This window comes from Mesobacillus maritimus (assembly GCF_044803185.1).
GTDB lineage: Bacteria > Bacillota > Bacilli > Bacillales > Cytobacillaceae > Mesobacillus_B > Mesobacillus_B maritimus_B.
Genome location: NZ_CP085225.1, coordinates 3624222 through 3642474, shown reverse-complemented (window position 1 = coordinate 3642474; position 18253 = coordinate 3624222). Strand labels below are relative to the sequence as shown.

Below are 18253 nucleotides of genomic sequence, written 5' to 3'. Positions count from 1 at the left end.
GAAAAGGAAAGAAATCCTATTAGGAGGTAGTAAGAAATGAAAAAGTGTCTAGTCGTTTTAAGTATTTTATTATTTATTTCAGGGTGCAAGTCAACGCCTTTTGATGGGAATGTTGTCATTGATTGGGTAGATTTTATTAAATGGGATGGAATTGAATATAACGGGATCCATACAGCGGTCATAGCTGGTGAGAGTGATATTGGAGAAAAAATTGGTGAAATTCAATTCATGGTTGCGGACAATGTCACCAATTCAAATTATAAAATTAAAAATGGGGATGCGGCTTTCCATGAGAAAGGAACTGAACTCTATAGAGTAAAAGGCATGGACGACATGATCGCTGTTAAGTCGCCGTCTGCTATTAACGGATTTCAAGTCTATTATCCAACTGAAAAAACAAAATACAGTTGGCATTTTCAAGATATGCCATTGGAAAAGGTAAATAGAATTGAAATCTATGAAGCTTATACATCAGAAGGAATCAAACGAAGTTCAGAGGTATCAAACCTTGAAGAGGTTAAGAGTTTTCTTACGCTTCTAGAAAGCAGTGAAGTGGATTCTACCTTTCAGCCCAGTACTGAAAAAGGTGATCCAACTTATTATGAAATGGTCTTTTATACAGGTGAGCCAATCGCCTATAAATATGGCATGCAATATGATGGAGAAACATTTTACTGGTACCCGTGGGATACTTCAATTTTACCCACAGAAATGAAGGGATATTTAACCAAACCAAATTAGGATTATTTATACACCCATTCGTTTAAATGTTTAACTTTATCAATTTAAAAGGAGGTTTGTATGAGAGAAATAACATCGGGGGTTGTTCATCCAACAATTAGAGAACTTCTTTCCTATGCAACTACTATGGAGAAAGTTGATTATGAATTAGCTCGATATATAGATTCTAGCAATCGTAAGTTGTATGAGTACCTTCTTAATGATGAAATCGTTGGTTTTGTGGTTGTTCGAATCATTACATCACAACATGATGAAATAAAACATATTGCCGTTTTGCCTAAGCTAAGAGGTCAAAGTATAGGGAGTAAGATGGTTAAGTTTGTTTGTGAAAAACACGGTTTGAGTTTAATATCTGCTGAAACTGATTGTGATGCCGAAGAGTTTTATCGGAAATATGGATTTGAGGTAATAAATTTAGGAGAAAAGTATCCCGGTGTTAAGAGGTTCAGGTGTGAGTATAAGGTAGGATGATTTTGCTGGACTTAATATGATCGAGGAGGTTTTTCATTGATAATTAGAGAGATAAAAAGAGAAGATGCTGAGCTTTTAGTGATGCTAATCAACCAAGTTGAAAGTGAATCTGAATTTCTATTGTTTGAATCTGGAGAAAGGAAGTTAACGGTTGAACAGCAGGAAAAACGAATAGAAATGATGAAGCAAGAAGGAAATTCATCTATATTAGTTGCTGAGGAAAACAGTGAATTAATTGGTTATCTTATCAGTATGGGTGGACAGGCCAGAAGAAATAGACATACAGTTTATCTTGTAATTGGGATTAAAGCTGAGTATAGAGGACAGGGAGTAGGAAGCAAACTTTTTGAATGCCTAGAGGAGTGGGCGAAAGAGCAACAAATCCACCGCCTAGAATTAACAGTTGTGACTCTAAATGTAGCGGGGATTCGTTTATATCAAAATATGGGGTTTGAAATAGAGGGGACAAAAAGAAACTCTCTTTGCATTGATGGAACCTACGTAGATGAATACTATATGTCTAAGCTATTATAGCCATCTAACCAACACATCGAGGAATCAAAAAGCGGTGAAAAATCACCGCTGTGTTGTCGATAAGAAATCTAATTTTCATTATATAATGGCGAAAAAAGGAAAGAGTTTACCTCTATTTCTTCTTCTTGTTAATTTCCTCTGTTACGACAAAAGCGAGATCGTCGTTTCCAAATAGGGATAGTACTCCCAGTAAGGTTTGGTCAGAGACTTCGCCAGCTTCTTCTTTAGGAACTGTTAGTTCGAGGGCTTCTCTCAAGGCTTGGTTGGCTGCTTGGTGAGGATAAGCTCGTAGATATAGTTCTTCGGGGGCGAGATCGTGATTCACACACCACTGTGCAAAAACAAGAATCATCATTTTCTCTTCCCCTTGGTAGTTCTCGACGATCTTTTCTTCCAATTCTTTTTTGTTCATGTGAAATCTCCTTCAAATTAGTCTACCTAGATTATACTAGGTTCATCGCCGAATGAAAAAAGAATGATAGATGTTTAAATTTTTATTTAACGGAAGATAATGATTAGGTAGAAGTTCCTAAAAGGGAGGAGGCATTATAATGAGTAAAATAGAAATTGGTGAAGTTTTCACTATTAGTGATGAAAACAATGAGGAGCAAGAAGTTGAGGTATTGGCTACTATGACGCTTGAAAATACTGAATACGTCGCCGTCAGCTTTGCTGAAGATTTAAAGGAAGAGAATGATGAGGATATTGATGTCTTCTTTTTAAAAGTGGATGAAGAGGGAGATTTCGCTGCAATAGAAAGCGATGATGAGTTTGATAAGGTTTCCTCGATGTTTGATGAAATGATGGATGAAGAAGAAGCAGCAGATCCAAACTAAAAAATATCATAAAATTGGTTCCATTAATTTCTGTAAATCAATTAATGTTAGGGATGAAGTCGCAAAGATTTCATCCTTTTTTAATTGTAGGAAAATGTTTTATCGAGAGAACAATATTTTGGATAATATATTTTTATTTTTAAAATGGTTCCTTTTCTATTTTCCGTACATAAGCTTAAGTATGAGGGGGGAAATCTTATGAAAATGGCACAGGAACCGTTTGAGCAAGAAACTCTTAAACATATTCGAAGTAGATTAGATTATATTTACTCCATTGCACATACTTATAATAATGATAACCCCGAATTAATGGATGCGATTGCAAGTCTAGCTGCGGTAGCCAATATGTATACAAAGGTTCATTTAGAGGAGCTGAATGGAGAAATCATAACAAAAAGCCCCCAAGGATTTATCGTTAGTGAACTAGGAAAATCCTATTCAAGGATGAAGGAATATGAGAAGCGAAAAGACAATGACTTTCCTTCTTGGAAGCTATAGGGTTGCACAGTTAGTTTTGAAGGATATGACCTTTTCATCTTAAAGCACCTTTTTTGGTGCTTTTTATTTTTGTCTTGTAACAAGAATGAATTTTACCGTTTTCTCTTGGAATTTCCAAATTTTTTTAAAAAATATCTACAATTTATTTCAATTCTTTCTTATAATTGGTTTTACCTATTCGCTTGACTCATTTGGAGGAGGAGTGACTTATGTTGGATTCTTTTAAGGTTAACCTAACCCCTTTCAACAGAGAACGAACAATCCGTGTGTATTTACCAGCTAATTACGACAGTAGCCAACAGCGGTATCCTGTATTGTATATGCATGATGGTCAATATCTTTTTAGAGATGAAGATACAAAACGTGGTGGCAGTTGGAAAATAGGAGATTCTCTCGATAGTAGTGGATATGAAGTCATTGTAGTTGGGATTGATTGTTCTGGTGGCCTGTTCCGTATAGAAGAATACGGACCATGGGAGAATGATTTTATCAGGGAAAGAATCGATGGAGTAAAAGGCACTGTTGGTGGGCAAGGGGAACTCTATGTCGATTACATAGTAAATGAACTAAAACCGATGATTGACGAAAAGTATCGAACGAAAAAAGAGGATACGGCGATGGCGGGAAGTTCGATGGGCGGCTTGATTACCCTTTTTGCGGCATGCAAATATCCGAGTGTTTTTACAAAAATTGCTTGTATGTCTTCTGCCTTTTGGTTTAATGAAGAAAAATTAAAACAATGTATTGAATTAAGTGACCTTCAGTTCATTGAAAAAATGTATGTTGATATCGGAACGAATGAGGATACAGGAAGAATGAGTAGTGAGGCTTATCTGCAGTGCAATAAATGGGTGTACAGTTTACTAAAAGATAAAGTTTCTAACCTGAAATTTACTGTAATCGAGAATGGAGTGCATACTGGCAAGGCTTGGGGAGAGCGGTTTCCAGGAATTATCGAGTATTTGTTTGGTAAAGAAATTGGCCAATGAAAATTAAGAAAGAACATGTAAACCTCGTGGTCTATAAAAAGTGAATAGAAAGCGGTGGACCTTTTTGAAACAAAATATTTATGATAATCCGACCTTTTTTGAGAAATATTCTTCGTTACGCAATAGCGGTGTAACCTACAATGACTTTGTCGAACAACCTGCGATTAAATCGCTAATCTCAAGTCTTAAAGGGAAGTCTGTTTTAGATTTGGGGTGTGGAGATGGTAGGTTTGCAAAGTATTGTATTGATAATGTTGCCACAAACGTCGTTGGTGTTGATATCTCAAGCAAAATGATTGAGCAAGCTCAGGTAGAAAATATGCACGAAAACATCAAATATTTGTGCATGCCGATAGAAGATTTGGATTTACCGAATGAGAAATACGATTTGATTATCAGTTCGTTGGCGATTCATTATATTGAAGATTACCCAGCCTTATTAAAGAAAGTATATGCATTATTACATAATAAAGGTGAATTTATCTTTTCAATGGAGCATCCAATTGTTACGGCTCGAAAGGAAATGAACAATTGGGTTAAGGATGATGACGGAAACAGGTTGCATTGGGCATTGGATGACTATCATGAGGAAGGGAAAAGGGAGCAACAGTGGTATATTAATGGGGTAATAAAATATCATCGATCAGTTTCAACCCTAATAAATGGCTTGATAGAAGCTGGATTTACCATTGAAAAAATCATAGAACCCCAATCCATTCCTGTTGGAATTCAACAAATGCCAAAAATCATCAATGAAAAGAGAAGGCCTTCATTTATTGTCTTCAAAGCAAAACTAAGATGAATAGGCGAGTGATAACTTCTTCGTCAATTTTATTTTGAAAAGAATGAAGTATTTTTCAATAATAAGTACTTGGAGGGATAGGAATGAATCCATTAATGATTGATTTTCCAGAAGAATTCTCAACTGAACGCTTGGTGATTCGCATGCCTAAGCCTGGGGATGGACAAGCTGTTTTTGAAGCGATAAACGCATCCATCCAAGAGCTTAAACCCTGGATGCCATTTGCTCAAAACGAACAATCCGTTCAAGATGTTGAATTAAATATAAGAGAGGCATATATAAAATTCTTAAAGCGAGAGGATTTGAGATTACTAGTTTTTCTTAAAGAAACTGGAGAACTTGTTGCTTCCACTGGATTGCATCGAATCGATTGGTCCGTACCGAAATTTGAAATAGGCTACTGGATTGATAGTCGATTTGGTGGGAAGGGCTACATGACGGAAGCAGTAAGCGGAATTACCGATTTTGCCTTTCGCGAGTTAAAAGCGAGGAGAGTGGAAATACGATGTGATGTAAAGAACCAAAAAAGCCGTGCTATCCCGGAAAGATTAGGTTTTACCTTGGAAGGAATTTTAAAAAATGACGATTGGTCTGTGGATAAAAGTGAATTAAGGGACACTTGTGTTTATGCAAAAATAATGTAAATGAATGATTCTGGAAATGGGTTCACTAGTAATTATATAAAGGGGGATGAGGCTTGAAGAGAAACGATCCACTTGAAGTAGCAAGAAAAATTGTTGAGAAACACTTTCCTACCTGTCAAGGTGCTTTACTGGCAGGCAGTGTGGTCCGAAATGAAGCAACAAAAACGTCCGATTTAGATATAGTCATTTTTGATAGCCAACTTGAAGCTTCTTATCGGGAATCCCTTAAGGAGTTCGGGTGGCCGGTAGAAATTTTTGTCCACAACTTGATATCATATAAGTCCTTTTTTAAGAGTGATTGTGAAAGAGCACGACCTTCGTTGCCACAAATGGTTTCAGAAGGAATCATTTTAAAAGAGGGTGGTTTCATTGAAGGTATTAAGAAAGAGGCGCAAGAGCTTTTAGATAAAGGTCCAGAGGAGTGGTCGGAGGAAACCATTAGAATGAAGCGATATTTCATTACGGATACTTTAGACGACTTTATTGGTTGTTCGCAAAGAGCTGAGGAACTATTTATTGCTAATGCTTTAGCAGATTTGCTGAGTGAATTCATTTTGAGGACTAATCGAAAGTGGATTGGGACTTCCAAATGGAATGTACGCTTATTAAAGCGATATGATGAGAAACTCGCGGATGCATTTGTCGAGGCATTGGATCTTTTTTATCGGGAAGGCGATAAACATCCAATCATCCAGTTTGTGGAGGATACGTTGAAACCCTATGGAGGCAGACTTTTTGAGGGATTTTCCATAGGGAAGAAAAAAGAGAAATGGCAACAATAGATGACCTACTATTTTTTAGTAGGAATTTTTTTTGAGAAAATACAGTTTTTTAAATAAAATCTATCCAGAATTTTAATGTAGAAAACCTATGGCCAAGGTGTTTGCTCTGCCTTTTTTCTTAAGTCGAAATGTACATTGCTATATGCCTTTTGGAAAATTTACAGTCCACTGACATAATTTTGGGTTTTCAATTGCAAAATAAACATGAATTCTGTTAGAGTTGGAAAGGTCTGTCTTGGTAAGGTCTTGGATAGAAAGTAATTATACATATGTACGAAGAAAGGAACATTCTATGAAGAATATTTCAAATGTTTTTTGGATATCCGTTGCGATTGTGCTCGCAGCCGTCATATTTGGTGCTTCCGCGCCGGATAGTTTTGAGGAAGCAACAGGAAATCTGCAAGCGTTCTTAACCTCAGCCTTTGGTTGGTATTATTTAATTTTAGTCACAATCATTGTTGTATTTTGTATTTTTCTTATTTTCAGTCCTGTTGGAGCAATAAAATTAGGAAAACCGGATGAGCAACCTGAGTTTACGAAAGCTTCTTGGTTTTCGATGTTGTTTAGTGCTGGAATGGGAATTGGACTTGTATTTTGGGGAGCTGCAGAGCCACTTTCCCACTTTATATCACCTCCATTAGCGGAGGGAGCTACGAATGCCGCACATAAAGAGGCGATGCGATACACGTTTTTCCATTGGGGAATCCATGCATGGGCGATTTACGCATTAGTAGCCCTTTCATTAGCGTACTTTCAATTTCGCAAAGGTGAGCCGGGGCTCATTTCTGCTACCTTAAAACCTGTTTTAGGGAAAAGTATGAATGGATGGCTAGGAACTGTTGTGGACGTACTAGCTGTTTTTGCTACCGTTATTGGGGTCGCAACCACTTTAGGTTTTGGTGCAGCGCAAATTAATGGAGGATTATCGTATTTATGGGGGATACCAAACAATTTCTTAATGCAATTTATTATCATAGCGGTTGTAACTGTATTATTTATGATTTCCGCATCAACTGGATTAGGAAAAGGAATTAGGATATTAAGTAATGCAAATCTGTTTTTAGCGGTAATACTCCTAATTCTAATGTTTTTCGTAGGACCTACCATTTTGATTCTCAATATGTTTACCGATTCAATCGGAGGATATATACAAAATATCATTCAGATGAGCTTTCGTATTGCGCCATTGAATGAGGAACATCGTAGCTGGATTAATGGCTGGACGATTTTCTATTGGGCATGGTGGATATCTTGGTCCCCTTTCGTTGGTATTTTTATTGCTCGTGTATCAAGAGGAAGAACAATCCGCGAGTTTTTAATTGGGGTACTGTTGCTCCCAGCCTTGGTTAGCTTCTTCTGGTTTGCGGTGTTTGGAAACTCTGCGATTGCAGTTCAGAATGCCGGAGTGGTTGATTTAACTCAATTTGCAACAGAAGAAGTATTATTTGCTGTCTTTAGCCAACTTCCATGGTCGACACTATTATCGATTGTAGCTATTGTACTTGTAAGTACGTTTTTCATTACTTCAGCTGATTCAGCGACCTTTGTACTTGGGATGCAAACCACTCATGGCTCTTTGACACCACCAAATCGAGTAAAATTCACTTGGGGCATTGCACAGTCAGCTGTTGCGTTAATCCTTTTATATAGTGGCGGATTGCAGGCTCTTCAGAATGCATTGATTGCCGCTGCTCTTCCATTTTCATTTATCATGGTATTGATGATGGTTTCTCTTTACCGCTCGTTAACCAAAGAGAAGAAGGATCTCGGTTTATATTTCAAACCAAAACGTAAAAAGGAGCCTGAGATAAAAGATAATAAAGCTTGATTTCATTTATTACTGAAAGGAGTACCTCCCATATTTGGGTAGGTACTTTTTTTTACTTAGGTACGAGAGATCAAACTTAACCTTTAATAACGGAATAAAAATGGGTTTGACAGTCTTATTGTATTAGTGTACTATTTGATTAGTACAATAATACAGTTAGCGAGGGATATAAATGAATCCAATGAAAGGTTTGTTAATAAAGGACTATCGCATCTCGAGACAATCCTTTTTAATTTGGGCAGGCGTGTTGGTGCTAGCGCTGGCAGGAGGTATTGGTTTATCCGTCTATACATCACAACCAGCGGGGACATTGCCAGTTTTAGTTTTAACAGGTTTCGCTCATTTTGCTTTTGCACCAGTGCTCATGTTGACACTGCTAAATTTGGAGGCAAAAACACAGTTATGGCTGTACACACCCAGGCGGGGAATAGAGCTTATTCTTTCTAAGTATGGTGTGATTTTTTGCTACCAGCTTGTTTTACAAGTTCTATTAAGTATATTTGCAGCTTATAGTCTCTTTTTGTTTGGTAGGGAAGTTTATGAGCCTATAGGGTTTCGGTTATTTTTAGAAGCAGCGGTGGTTTTAAATGCTCTCTTACTGGTGGTTGGTCTTTATCTGGCTACGTGGCTTACATTCCTATGGACAGTCTTTCATTCGCTGAAAAATCTTGTGAAAACTGTACGCTGGTTCATTGTGATTGGGATTGTTATTGTCTATAACACAATCGAGAGCTATCTTTTAACTCTTGGGCCAATAAGGAATTTTATTACCAAGTTTAACTTTAATGTGATTTCTGAAGCAGCGCTTTCCTATAAAGATGAACAATGGAGCGTCATTCTTGATTCTACTGCAATACCGGTGATTCCGCTTTTCTACTATGCGCTGTTGATCATCATCCTTATCACCGCCGCTGCTAAACTTCTTGAACGAAAAGTGGAGGTGTAGGAGATGGGGGGAGATTTCCAGGCATCAAAACCAATATATATGCAAATTGTTGACAAAATCACCAGTGAAATTGTTCAGAGAAAACGACAGCCTGGTGACAAGCTTCCATCGGTAAGAGAGATGGCTGTACAAATGGGGGTAAATCCCAATACAGTGCAGCGAACTTATGCAGAACTTGAAAGGCTAAGCATTGTAGAGACGAGAAGAGGCCAAGGGACGTTTGTATCTGATAATAAAGATCTTACGGAGGAGTTGGGACGCAATATGCAAGATGTAATTATAAAATCATTCATACAAAAGATGGAGGAAATCGGCGTAGATAAAAAACAATTAGTCCGACTTCTTCAACAATATCTTGGGGAGGAACAATAAATGGCATTAGTACTGAAGAATGTCAGTAAATCCTTCGGGAAAAAGATTGCTTTAAAAAATATCAATCTTTCGTTTGAGAAAGGGCGAATATACGGACTACTGGGCCCAAATGGGAGTGGAAAGTCGACAATGTTAAAGCTATTGACGGGGCTTGTTTTTCCGAATGAAGGAACGGTGACGCTTGACGGGCATCCTGTCACGAGGAAATCTAGTGAACAGGTAGCTTATTTGACAGAGCTCGATATGTTCTATGATGTTTACACTGTTGGGGAAACGGTGGACTATATGGAAAGTCAGTTTGCAGATTTTAACATGGAAAAGGCTAGAGAACTTTTGGGGGAATTAAAGCTTGATCCTTCCCAAAAGGTGAGATCGTTATCAAAGGGGAATCGCGGTAGGCTGAAGCTTGTGACAACATTGGCACGTGAAACTGATGCGATTTTGCTTGATGAACCATTTTCTGGACTGGACCCAATGGTTCGAGATTCAATTGTGAATAGTTTATTGAAGTACATTGATTTTGAAAACCAGGTTCTTATTATAGCGACCCACGAAATCACGGAAATTGAATCCTTACTTGATGAAGCGATTGCCATTCATTATGGGAATGTAATCGGTCAAGAATCGGTTGAGACGTTACGTGAGGAGCAGGGATTATCTATTCTGCAATGGTTCAAACAAATTTCAATAGAACAAGGGGAGGGATGAGAATGAATTCTGTACTAACTCTTAAAAATGTTAAGAAAACAATCAATAGAAAAACCATCATAAATGGGCTTAGCTTCTCAGTTCATGAAGGAGAGGTATTTGGTTTTCTTGGACCGAATGGTGCGGGGAAAACAACGACGATTCGAATGATTGTTGGGTTGATGGACATTAGTGAAGGGGATATCGTCATTTGTGGCAAGAGCATTAAAGATGATTTTACCGGAGCAATTCGTCATATTGGGGCCATTGTTGAAAATCCGGAAATGTATAAATTTTTAACAGGTTATCAGAATTTAATGCAATATGCACGAATGCATAACGGGATATCAAAAGAAAAAATAGCCGAAGTTGTAAAACTTGTGGGACTTACAGACAGGATTCACGAGAAAGTGAAAACATACTCATTGGGGATGCGACAACGGTTAGGTCTCGCTCAGTGTCTATTACATGATCCGAAACTATTAATCCTTGACGAGCCCACAAATGGCCTCGATCCAGCAGGAATTAGAGAAATTAGGGACCATTTAAGGATGCTGACCCGAGAACGGGGCATGAGCGTGATTGTTTCTAGCCATTTGCTTTCAGAAATGGAACTGATGTGTGACAGGATTGCCATTATCCAGAACGGAGAGTTAATTGATGTTCAGACCGTAAATGAATTCGTAGAGCGAGAATCCGCGTTGTTCGCATTTGAAACTGGCGATCTCCACGAACAAGAAACTACTTGGCTAAAGAGTGAATGGGACGCAACGATTGGCGATGCCGGGTTTACTGTAGAAACGGCTAGAGAGAAAATACCTGGTTTGATAAAAAAACTTACGGCTGCAGGGGTAGATATATATGGGGTCAAAACGGTGGCGAGAACTCTAGAAGACAGATTCCTTGAAGTGACGTCGAAATAGGAGGGAAATCATGGGGAAATTAGTTATCAATGAATGGGTGAAATTGTTCCAGAGAGCGGGGACATTGGTAATGTTTGGTATTGTTATCTTGATGGTTCTCGGTGTAGGAGCATTTTTAAAATATGATGAAATACAAAATCCTCCACTGGAAAATCCGAATTGGAAACAAGAACTAACAACTCAATTGGAGGGTGACCGGGCAGCATTGCAAGAGACAGGGCAGAACAATGCAAATCTGAAAATGTTCTATGAAAGGCAGATTGCGATTAAAGAATATCAGATTGAAAATGACCTCGCACCTGAAACAGGTTATAATGTCTGGTCTTTTATTGGTGAAAACATGGGTGCTATCGGTTTTATTGGAGTATTTACGATTATTATCGCGGCAGGAATGGTTTCTTCTGAATTCTCATGGGGTACGATTAAATTGCTTCTAATCAGACCGATTCATAGGTCGAAAATCTTGTTGTCCAAATATATTACAGTCGTATTATTTGGTGTTATGATGTTAACGGTTCTCTATGTAGTATCAGCGGCAGTTGGCCTTGCTTTATTTGGTACACCAAAGGAGGCACTACCGCATTTAGCCGTCGTCAATGGAGAAGTAGTCGAAAGGAGTCTTTTCCTCAATCTAATCGGTGAATACTTACTTACTTCGATTGACGTACTCATGCTTGCCACAATGGCATTCATGATTTCAGCTGTATTCCGGAATAGCTCACTCGCAATTGGATTGTCCTTGTTTCTTATGTTCATGGGCGGGACGATTACAATGTTACTTGCAGCTAGATACGAATGGGCAAAATACATCCTCTTTGCCAACACGAATTTGGCCGTTTATTTTGATGGGATACCCCCGGTTGAAGGGATGACCCTGACCTTTTCGGTAACCATGCTTCTCCTTTACTTTGCGTTGTTTCAGCTCTTGGCATTTTTCGTATTCGCTAAGAGGGACGTAGCAGCATAATCTTAAAAGATGGCGCGTTAAATATAAAAAAGCAAACCAGTGGTTACTGGTTTGCTTTTTTGTTGGACTGTACAGGCACTCAGTGGCGCGCATACTACCGTCGTGGTTATCCACGTCTTCCGCCGCGACCGCCACGTTTTGTTTCGGTGCTACGCTTAAGAGAAGTTAAATTTTCTTCACTTGATTTTAAGAACTTTGCCATTTTATCTTCAAAGGTTTCCTTTGGTTTAAAAGCACCTTTTGAACGAAAATCTTTTGAACGGTTATCACCGCGACCCTGACGTGGAGGGCGCTGTGAATAAGAAGAAGATGCTTGGCCTTCAGGGCGATCAATCGCCTTTTTAATGGATAAAGCAACTTTCCCGTCCTTTTCACTCAGTACTTTTACCTCAATTTGGTCGCCAATTTTAAGATGGTCGTTTACATCTTTAACATAGCTGTCTGCAACCTCACTGATATGCACAAGACCTGTTGAGCCTCCAGGCAATTCAACGAAAGCTCCAAAATTAGTGATACCTGTTACTTTACCCTGTACTTTGCTACCTACTTCGACTGACATAGAAATATGGTTCCCCCTCAAAATTGTTAAACACACTCTATTATAACAAATTATAGAGAAATTACCTCGTACTATTTTTCACCTATTTTTTCCGATTATGTGACTGTTTATTCGCTTCTTATATAAGACGGTCCAAATAGCTGCTATTTAACGGTTTTAACGACTTTAATTCTTGTTGTATTTCTTTTCTGTAAATGATAAATCCAGTTTATTTTTACAATTAAAGTCGCTTTGTTTGTTATTTCAAGTATAATGAACCGTAGTCATCAGATGGAGAATATGATTTTAAACAATGAGAATTATATACATAAGTCCGATAATCCAAATAAATGAGGTTTTTGCATGAGTGAAAAAAGTTTTGAGCGTTATCATTTAAGTGATGAGATAAAGAAAGCACTTGCTTTATTAAAGTATGAATCACCAACAGAGGTTCAAAGGGAAGTGATTCCTTTGGCGTTGGAAGAAAAAGATCTTGTCGTAAAATCACAAACAGGCAGTGGGAAAACAGCGGCATATGGGATCCCTTTATGTGAAATGGTTGATTGGGAGGAAAAAAAGCCACAGGCTTTAATTCTTACTCCGACCCGTGAACTTGCCGCTCAAGTTCGCGAGGATATCACGAATATAGGAAGATTTAAACGCTTAAAAGCGATGGCGGTTTATGGGAAAGAACCTTTTGCGAAACAAAAAGAGGAATTACAGCAAAAAACACATGTTGTTGTTGGTACACCAGGTCGCGTGAAGGATCATATTGAACGGGGCACTCTTACCTTAGAGAAAATAAAGTATTTGATCATTGATGAAGCTGATGAGATGTTAAATATGGGCTTTATCGATGAGGTAGAAGCCATTATTGAAGAACTTCCAGAAAACAGAGTCACAATGGTTTTTTCCGCAACCTTGCCTGAAGATGTTGAAACACTTTGTCATAAATATATGCATGAACCAAACCATATCGAAATTGCCTCCACTGGAGTGACAACCGATACAATTGAACACTTTTTGATTGAGATAAAAGAAGAGGCGAAAATGGCCTTACTGAAAGATGTCACGGTTGTTGAAAACCCTGATAGCTGTCTCATCTTTTGTAGGACTAAGGAACATGTTGATGCGGTGTTCACTGACTTGGATTCCTCCGGGTATTCATGCGAAAGACTCCATGGAGGATTAGAGCAAGAAGACCGTTTTGCGGTGATGAACGGCTTTAAAATGGGGAACTTCCGTTATCTTATTGCGACCGATGTTGCTGCAAGGGGGATAGATGTGGATAATGTTACGCTTGTCATCAACTATGATGTCCCAATGGAAAAAGAGAGCTATGTTCACCGCACTGGACGGACTGGAAGAGCGGGGAACAAAGGCAAAGCCATAACCTTTGCGACTCCATATGAGGGGAAATTCATTAAAAGTATTGAAAAATATATTGGTTTTGAACTACCTACGATGGAAATTCCTAAACTGTCAGAGGTGGTTGAAAGTAGAGCTGAGTTTGAAGAGAAAATGGGTGGTCGCCGAGTCGTTCATAATAATAAAACAGCTCGAGTCAATCAAGGGATTATGAAGTTACATTTTAGTGGTGGAAAGAAAAAGAAGCTTCGGGCTGTTGATTTTGTTGGGACGATTGCGAAAATCCCTGGCGTAAATGCAGAGGATATTGGAATTATTACCATCCAAGACCAAATGACTTACGTAGATATTTTAAATGGCAAGGGTTCTTTAGTGTTGCAAGCGATGGAGACTACTCCGGTAAAAGGGAAAAAGTTAAGGGTAAGTAAGGCAATCAAATAATGAAAGGTTAATTATTTCCATCGTATGGGTAAAGTCAACAGTGTAATACTAAGAAAACGATAGTAAAAGAAGTTCGCACTTACAAAAAGGGGGAAATGACATGGCAGAGGGAAAAACTGAAAAGCCAGTAGAAGAGATAATTAAAGCAACTTTAGGTGACATGATTCAAATTGCTAAAGGTGAGGAAAAGGGAAAAAAGGGGAAGGTCGTAGCGATAAGGGATAACTCTGTGATTGCTGAAATTGGGATTAACCCCAAAAAGAACGAACCAATTAAAACCGTGGTCAACCATAAAAATTATAAAATTGTAAAATAAAGAATCTCAATTGGCCTGACCTTTATATGCGGAGAACGCTAAGGGGTCAGGTTTTCTTAGGAGGTTCAGAAAAAGGGGTTAGATTATTAGTGAAATACTTAAAGACGCAAATGAAACAGCTGGTTAAAGAAAATAGAGAACTACAGATCCATTTAAAAGATTTAATGCAAGAACACGAACTCGAGAAAAACTTTGCTCTCAAAGCTTTATATCATTCAGAAGTAGCTGATGGCGGCAAATATCAAACGGCCTATCAAGCACTCGACTTACCCAAAGGGTAAGTTTTTTTTTGTGGTTGAGGAATTATAAAAGTTCCAGAGTGTCGATATTTGTATGCGTTGTCACCATCTATCTACAGTCCATACGCCGCTGAACAGGGCGCCCGAGCTTTTCTAATTCGGTATAAGATTTTGAATAGTAGTATAATAGAAAATAAGCAGTAATGGAATTCGTGATAAAATAAAGAGAACAATCCTAAGCATCAACATACACATAATCATAAAAATTTAGGAGGCAATAATGAAACATTTTGTTGCAATACTTACTGTAATAGCAAAGGGTTCGGATTTCGAATACAAAAACTAAATTAGCATACCAATTAGTAGTCCTATTTTCAACTGAATTAGACTGCTTCTTTTTTGTTGATATATATGGGGTTTAATAAATTAAACGGTAAATCCGCCTTGAATTTCGAACCCCTTTTAACATGGTGTCATAAGTTTTTGTCGGCATGAAAATTCGCATGCTAATTGTTAGACCAATTGGTGTGCTACAAATGATATTTAATAATGATATTTAACTAACAGGGGGTGGGTGTTGATGTCTGAGAGGCAGATAAATGAAGCAGACATTCTTTCTTATCCTTAATTGAGTAACCTCTGAATGTTTAAATAAGGGGAGTTTTTCCCGTTAAGGCAAAGTAAAATGGTCCATTTTCATGTTTTTCGAGTAAATAGGGGGAATCTTGAGACCGTCGATTAAGTTGTAGTTTATATCGCTTCTAACCCTTATTTCACATACTTTGTGAATTTCAATGGATTTTTTCACAAACTTTCATTGATTTTTATGTATTATTCCTTTCAAAGGCCTTCTACTTGTCCTGATTTTCCTAATTTGGGCAGACGGAGGCCTTCGCCCGTTTTTCGTATTTTTTGTAACGATAAATGGGCTGGATGGGTTCAGCTATTTTCTTTACCATAATTTTCACATTGATCACCATCGCCGTTAATTTGGACGTGATCCTTAATGATTCTCGCCCTCTTGTTCTTGGTTTCCTGAGTCCATGATGGTTGGCAGCTTCATGATTCGTTCTTTCCACATCGTATCGAGCCCTTAATGCACTCTTTCCAGCTTCGGTTAGATTATAGGATTTTCCTTGTTCCATGATTTCATAAAAATCACTGATAAAGACGGTTCGACCTTTTTTATTGGTCGTACATTGTTCAAATAGTGGGCAAGTTTGACAAGTTTTCTCTTCGAATTTGAATTGATGGCCTTGACTAGGGTTATTTCGCACTTTTATAGAAGTCGAGTACCCTTGAGGACAGGTGACCTCGTCCAATTTTGCATCATAAACAAACCAATCGCTTTCTAACAAACCCGTTGGGTTTGTATATTTTTGTATAGGAGCGGTCAGTAAAATCTGCATCTCTTGTATTTTCTGACGATTTTCACCTGTGCCATAGGACGTATCACCGATAAGTTGTTTTGGTACTATCCCGTGATAATCGATCACTTCCTCCACCATCGGGGCAAGACGTTCTCCATCCCACTCGTTCCCTGGAATGGGTTCAGTATTCAAGATTAATCCGTTCTCTCTTGACTCTATGACTTGGACTTTATCTCCGGTAAATTTCAAGGATCTTGATTTGTATCCACTCCGGACATCTGGATCATAGGCACTTCGGATCCGATCTTGTGGTTTTTCTTTTTTGGATAATTCTTGGTATTGAAGTGGTTCCTGTTCGGCACCTTCGGGCTTATCTGGATCAATCGGTTTGGTGTTCTCTTGTAAAATTTGATAGAGGATGGCTTGAAGCTCCAAACAACGAAGCTGCTGTTTTGCATTCCCCCATGTCCAGAATAAAGGTTTTACCTTTTCGCTTTCTAGCCAATGTAACAGACTATAGGCTTCCACCACCAGGCGGCTAAATAAGACCAATCGATCCTTTTCAGGAGTTCGCTCGGAGAGTCGTTTCAGAAAGCTGTTGAGCGCACAGTCTTGTAAAAGTGAGGTATACAATTTCGGATATGTACGTTTGATGTGTTGAACAAGTTGAAGGATTCCTTGTTGGATTAAACGGTAAGCCCCCACCTTCGCAATGTTCGCATACGTATGGAAGGAATCAATAAGCCAGCGATCATTTTCTTTCCCCCATAGCCCTTTGGCCAAAGCTTGGGAAAGAACATGGTGATGACAGGCATCAAAAATGGCAGAACCCATACGATCTCGGTCGAGTCCTAAAGTACTATGATCGAATCCGTTAAAAGATACAGGTACTCCCAAAAAACGTTTTAAATGGAGATGATAAAGTATGGCCTCTTCCATTTCACGATCAGAGTAATTGTGATAGCGTTGCGCAAAATGAATCTTTAATTTTAAGGAAGGAGCATAAGGACGTTGTCCTTGGGGGGAATACAAGGGTGCACAGAGTTGATCTGCAAAGGAAAAGTCAACCACTTGTTCGACTCTGCTCCAGAAAGGATGTGGAGGAACTGAAGAGAAGACTTCATAATCTGAAAAGGTTAACTGACCAAATGTTTTATATTGAATGTGCGCCATCACGATCACTCCATACATAAGATATATCTAAATTTTACCGTACATATGGAATGAGGTGATGAGTAAATTAAAGGATTTTGAAAAAGTTTGTGAAGAAGGAGATTTTTTTAGTTAATCGACGGTCTCATTTCTCCCCTTATTTTAGTAGCTTATCACCTGGCAATTCTTGAAGATTTGGAAATCGCTGAACCGGGCTTATCTTGGGATAAAAAATGCTTGGAGCATATATATGTCTCCAAGCATTTTTCTTTGCTGATTTACTTGCCAAATTGCTTTTTAATTCTATTGCGAATTACTATACGAAAAGCAATGTTAATTCGTATTTCGTACTTCAAAGTAGAACTGGTTACTGTAATAGCATTAGGTTTTGTTGGCTTTATTACGACTATCATTTTATCATTTTCACGAGATGCGGCCTTTTATGGCGCATTTATCCCGATTATTACAATTGGTCTAATTATTATCACGATTCTAGCAATCTATGGAAAGATAAAGAATAGAGTACCGAAGATTATCGCGATGGTTTTTCTTTCAGTAAGTGCAGTAACCTTGTTTGTGCATGAGGGCTATCAAACCTATCTTACTAGTCTCGAGGTGGTCAGTACTCAGGATGTTGATCTGACCGAATATATGCCATTTGCTGAAGATACAAAATCAGTGAAGTTAAAGGGGGAATCTACTTTTAAAATTAAGGGCGATCTCCCAACATTAGATGGCGCAACGGCTTTATATCCTATTTATGCTGCCTTTGTTCAGGCGGTATACCCAGAAAAGGAATAGACTTAACG

General features: G+C 38.3%; 21 protein-coding genes and 1 pseudogene. 19 read left to right on the top strand and 3 right to left on the bottom strand.

All coding sequences use genetic code 11. The annotated features are described in order from the left end of the window. Positions 1-36 precede the first annotated feature (36 nt). The 3 genes from LG336_RS17580 to LG336_RS17570 are packed head-to-tail and all read left to right on the top strand — an operon-like array spanning position 37 to position 1746. On the top strand, positions 37-741 hold the full coding sequence (locus LG336_RS17580; RefSeq protein ID WP_404328782.1) for a hypothetical protein: 705 nt from the start codon (positions 37-39) through the stop codon (positions 739-741). A 60-nt stretch (positions 742-801) separates the two neighbouring features. After that, on the top strand, positions 802-1212 hold the full coding sequence (locus tag LG336_RS17575; RefSeq protein ID WP_404328780.1) for a GNAT family N-acetyltransferase: 411 nt from the start codon (positions 802-804) through the stop codon (positions 1210-1212). A gap of 36 nt (positions 1213-1248) precedes the next feature. Then, entirely contained in the window at positions 1249-1746 is a 498-nt protein-coding gene (locus LG336_RS17570) for a GNAT family N-acetyltransferase (RefSeq protein ID WP_404328779.1), read from the top strand. Between the two features lie 112 nt (positions 1747-1858). Here LG336_RS17570 and LG336_RS17565 read toward each other — a convergent pair whose 3' ends face one another. Further along, positions 1859-2158, bottom strand: coding sequence for a hypothetical protein (locus LG336_RS17565; protein WP_404328778.1), 300 nt, complete (start codon positions 2156-2158; stop codon positions 1859-1861). A gap of 139 nt (positions 2159-2297) precedes the next feature. Here LG336_RS17565 and LG336_RS17560 point away from each other — a divergent pair, with 139 nt between their 5' ends. The 12 genes and pseudogenes from LG336_RS17560 (at position 2298) to LG336_RS17505 (ending at position 12020) form a co-directional block, all read left to right on the top strand. Further along, positions 2298-2582 carry a DUF1292 domain-containing protein gene (locus tag LG336_RS17560; protein WP_404328777.1) on the top strand — a complete coding sequence of 95 codons (285 nt, stop codon included), beginning with the start codon at positions 2298-2300 and terminating at the stop codon, positions 2580-2582. A gap of 198 nt (positions 2583-2780) precedes the next feature. After that, complete coding sequence (locus LG336_RS17555; protein WP_404328775.1) at positions 2781-3080, top strand: hypothetical protein; 300 nt, start codon at positions 2781-2783, stop codon at positions 3078-3080. Between the two features lie 209 nt (positions 3081-3289). After that, positions 3290-4069: an alpha/beta hydrolase gene (locus LG336_RS17550; RefSeq protein WP_404328774.1), complete on the top strand. Its 780-nt coding sequence runs from the start codon at positions 3290-3292 to the stop codon at positions 4067-4069. 64 nt (positions 4070-4133) lie between these two features. Then, positions 4134-4871: a class I SAM-dependent methyltransferase gene (locus tag LG336_RS17545; RefSeq protein WP_404328773.1), complete on the top strand. Its 738-nt coding sequence runs from the start codon at positions 4134-4136 to the stop codon at positions 4869-4871. Between the two features lie 83 nt (positions 4872-4954). Next, complete coding sequence (locus tag LG336_RS17540) at positions 4955-5515, top strand: GNAT family N-acetyltransferase (protein ID WP_404328772.1); 561 nt, start codon at positions 4955-4957, stop codon at positions 5513-5515. Positions 5516-5568: 53 nt separating this feature from the next. After that, complete coding sequence (locus LG336_RS17535; RefSeq protein ID WP_404328771.1) at positions 5569-6297, top strand: nucleotidyltransferase domain-containing protein; 729 nt, start codon at positions 5569-5571, stop codon at positions 6295-6297. 292 nt (positions 6298-6589) lie between these two features. Beyond that, positions 6590-8125, top strand: a complete 1536-nt coding sequence (locus LG336_RS17530; RefSeq protein ID WP_404328770.1) for a BCCT family transporter — start codon at positions 6590-6592, stop codon at positions 8123-8125. A 172-nt stretch (positions 8126-8297) separates the two neighbouring features. Then, a complete protein-coding gene (locus LG336_RS17525) occupies positions 8298-9071 on the top strand; it encodes a hypothetical protein (protein ID WP_404328769.1) in 774 nt (257 codons plus the stop codon). 3 nt (positions 9072-9074) lie between these two features. After that, on the top strand, positions 9075-9443 hold the full coding sequence (locus LG336_RS17520) for a GntR family transcriptional regulator (RefSeq protein ID WP_404328768.1): 369 nt from the start codon (positions 9075-9077) through the stop codon (positions 9441-9443). Continuing rightward, positions 9444-10151 carry an ABC transporter ATP-binding protein gene (locus LG336_RS17515; protein WP_404328767.1) on the top strand — a complete coding sequence of 236 codons (708 nt, stop codon included), beginning with the start codon at positions 9444-9446 and terminating at the stop codon, positions 10149-10151. Positions 10152-10153: 2 nt separating this feature from the next. After that, a pseudogene (locus LG336_RS17510) lies at positions 10154-10805 on the top strand (ABC transporter ATP-binding protein); the annotation flags it as partial. 258 nt (positions 10806-11063) lie between these two features. Continuing rightward, entirely contained in the window at positions 11064-12020 is a 957-nt protein-coding gene (locus LG336_RS17505; RefSeq protein WP_404328766.1) for an ABC transporter permease, read from the top strand. 106 nt (positions 12021-12126) lie between these two features. Here the strand turns inward: LG336_RS17505 and LG336_RS17500 are convergent, their stop codons facing one another. Next, the gene (locus LG336_RS17500; protein ID WP_404328765.1) at positions 12127-12579 is read right to left on the bottom strand and encodes a S1 domain-containing RNA-binding protein; all 453 of its coding nucleotides are present in this window, start codon (positions 12577-12579) and stop codon (positions 12127-12129) included. A 342-nt stretch (positions 12580-12921) separates the two neighbouring features. Between LG336_RS17500 and LG336_RS17495 the strand changes: the two genes are divergently transcribed. The 3 genes from LG336_RS17495 (at position 12922) to LG336_RS17485 (ending at position 14964) form a co-directional block, all read left to right on the top strand. Beyond that, a complete protein-coding gene (locus LG336_RS17495) occupies positions 12922-14367 on the top strand; it encodes a DEAD/DEAH box helicase (RefSeq protein WP_404328764.1) in 1446 nt (481 codons plus the stop codon). Positions 14368-14467: 100 nt separating this feature from the next. After that, positions 14468-14683, top strand: a complete 216-nt coding sequence (locus tag LG336_RS17490; RefSeq protein ID WP_404328763.1) for a DUF2187 family protein — start codon at positions 14468-14470, stop codon at positions 14681-14683. An 89-nt stretch (positions 14684-14772) separates the two neighbouring features. Further along, entirely contained in the window at positions 14773-14964 is a 192-nt protein-coding gene (locus tag LG336_RS17485; RefSeq protein ID WP_404328762.1) for a hypothetical protein, read from the top strand. An 827-nt stretch (positions 14965-15791) separates the two neighbouring features. Here the strand turns inward: LG336_RS17485 and LG336_RS17480 are convergent. After that, the gene (locus LG336_RS17480; RefSeq protein ID WP_404328761.1) at positions 15792-17465 is read right to left on the bottom strand and encodes a transposase; all 1674 of its coding nucleotides are present in this window, start codon (positions 17463-17465) and stop codon (positions 15792-15794) included. Positions 17466-17681: 216 nt separating this feature from the next. Between LG336_RS17480 and LG336_RS17475 the strand changes: the two genes are divergently transcribed. After that, positions 17682-18245 (top strand): hypothetical protein, encoded by a 564-nt coding sequence (locus tag LG336_RS17475; protein ID WP_404328760.1) that lies wholly within the window; start codon positions 17682-17684, stop codon positions 18243-18245. Positions 18246-18253 lie beyond the last annotated feature (8 nt).

Coding starts and splice junctions, on each gene's coding strand:
- LG336_RS17515 (WP_404328767.1), top strand. CDS start 9,444: ATGGCATTAGTACTGAAGAATGTCAGTAAATCCTTCGGGAAAAAGATT.
- LG336_RS17540 (WP_404328772.1), top strand. CDS start 4,955: ATGAATCCATTAATGATTGATTTTCCAGAAGAATTCTCAACTGAACGC.
- LG336_RS17480 (WP_404328761.1), bottom strand. CDS start 17,465: ATGGCGCACATTCAATATAAAACATTTGGTCAGTTAACCTTTTCAGAT.
- LG336_RS17530 (WP_404328770.1), top strand. CDS start 6,590: ATGAAGAATATTTCAAATGTTTTTTGGATATCCGTTGCGATTGTGCTC.
- LG336_RS17495 (WP_404328764.1), top strand. CDS start 12,922: ATGAGTGAAAAAAGTTTTGAGCGTTATCATTTAAGTGATGAGATAAAG.
- LG336_RS17525 (WP_404328769.1), top strand. CDS start 8,298: ATGAATCCAATGAAAGGTTTGTTAATAAAGGACTATCGCATCTCGAGA.
- LG336_RS17490 (WP_404328763.1), top strand. CDS start 14,468: ATGGCAGAGGGAAAAACTGAAAAGCCAGTAGAAGAGATAATTAAAGCA.
- LG336_RS17520 (WP_404328768.1), top strand. CDS start 9,075: ATGGGGGGAGATTTCCAGGCATCAAAACCAATATATATGCAAATTGTT.
- LG336_RS17505 (WP_404328766.1), top strand. CDS start 11,064: ATGGGGAAATTAGTTATCAATGAATGGGTGAAATTGTTCCAGAGAGCG.
- LG336_RS17575 (WP_404328780.1), top strand. CDS start 802: ATGAGAGAAATAACATCGGGGGTTGTTCATCCAACAATTAGAGAACTT.
- LG336_RS17560 (WP_404328777.1), top strand. CDS start 2,298: ATGAGTAAAATAGAAATTGGTGAAGTTTTCACTATTAGTGATGAAAAC.
- LG336_RS17565 (WP_404328778.1), bottom strand. CDS start 2,158: ATGAACAAAAAAGAATTGGAAGAAAAGATCGTCGAGAACTACCAAGGG.
- LG336_RS17550 (WP_404328774.1), top strand. CDS start 3,290: ATGTTGGATTCTTTTAAGGTTAACCTAACCCCTTTCAACAGAGAACGA.
- LG336_RS17555 (WP_404328775.1), top strand. CDS start 2,781: ATGAAAATGGCACAGGAACCGTTTGAGCAAGAAACTCTTAAACATATT.
- LG336_RS17580 (WP_404328782.1), top strand. CDS start 37: ATGAAAAAGTGTCTAGTCGTTTTAAGTATTTTATTATTTATTTCAGGG.
- LG336_RS17500 (WP_404328765.1), bottom strand. CDS start 12,579: ATGTCAGTCGAAGTAGGTAGCAAAGTACAGGGTAAAGTAACAGGTATC.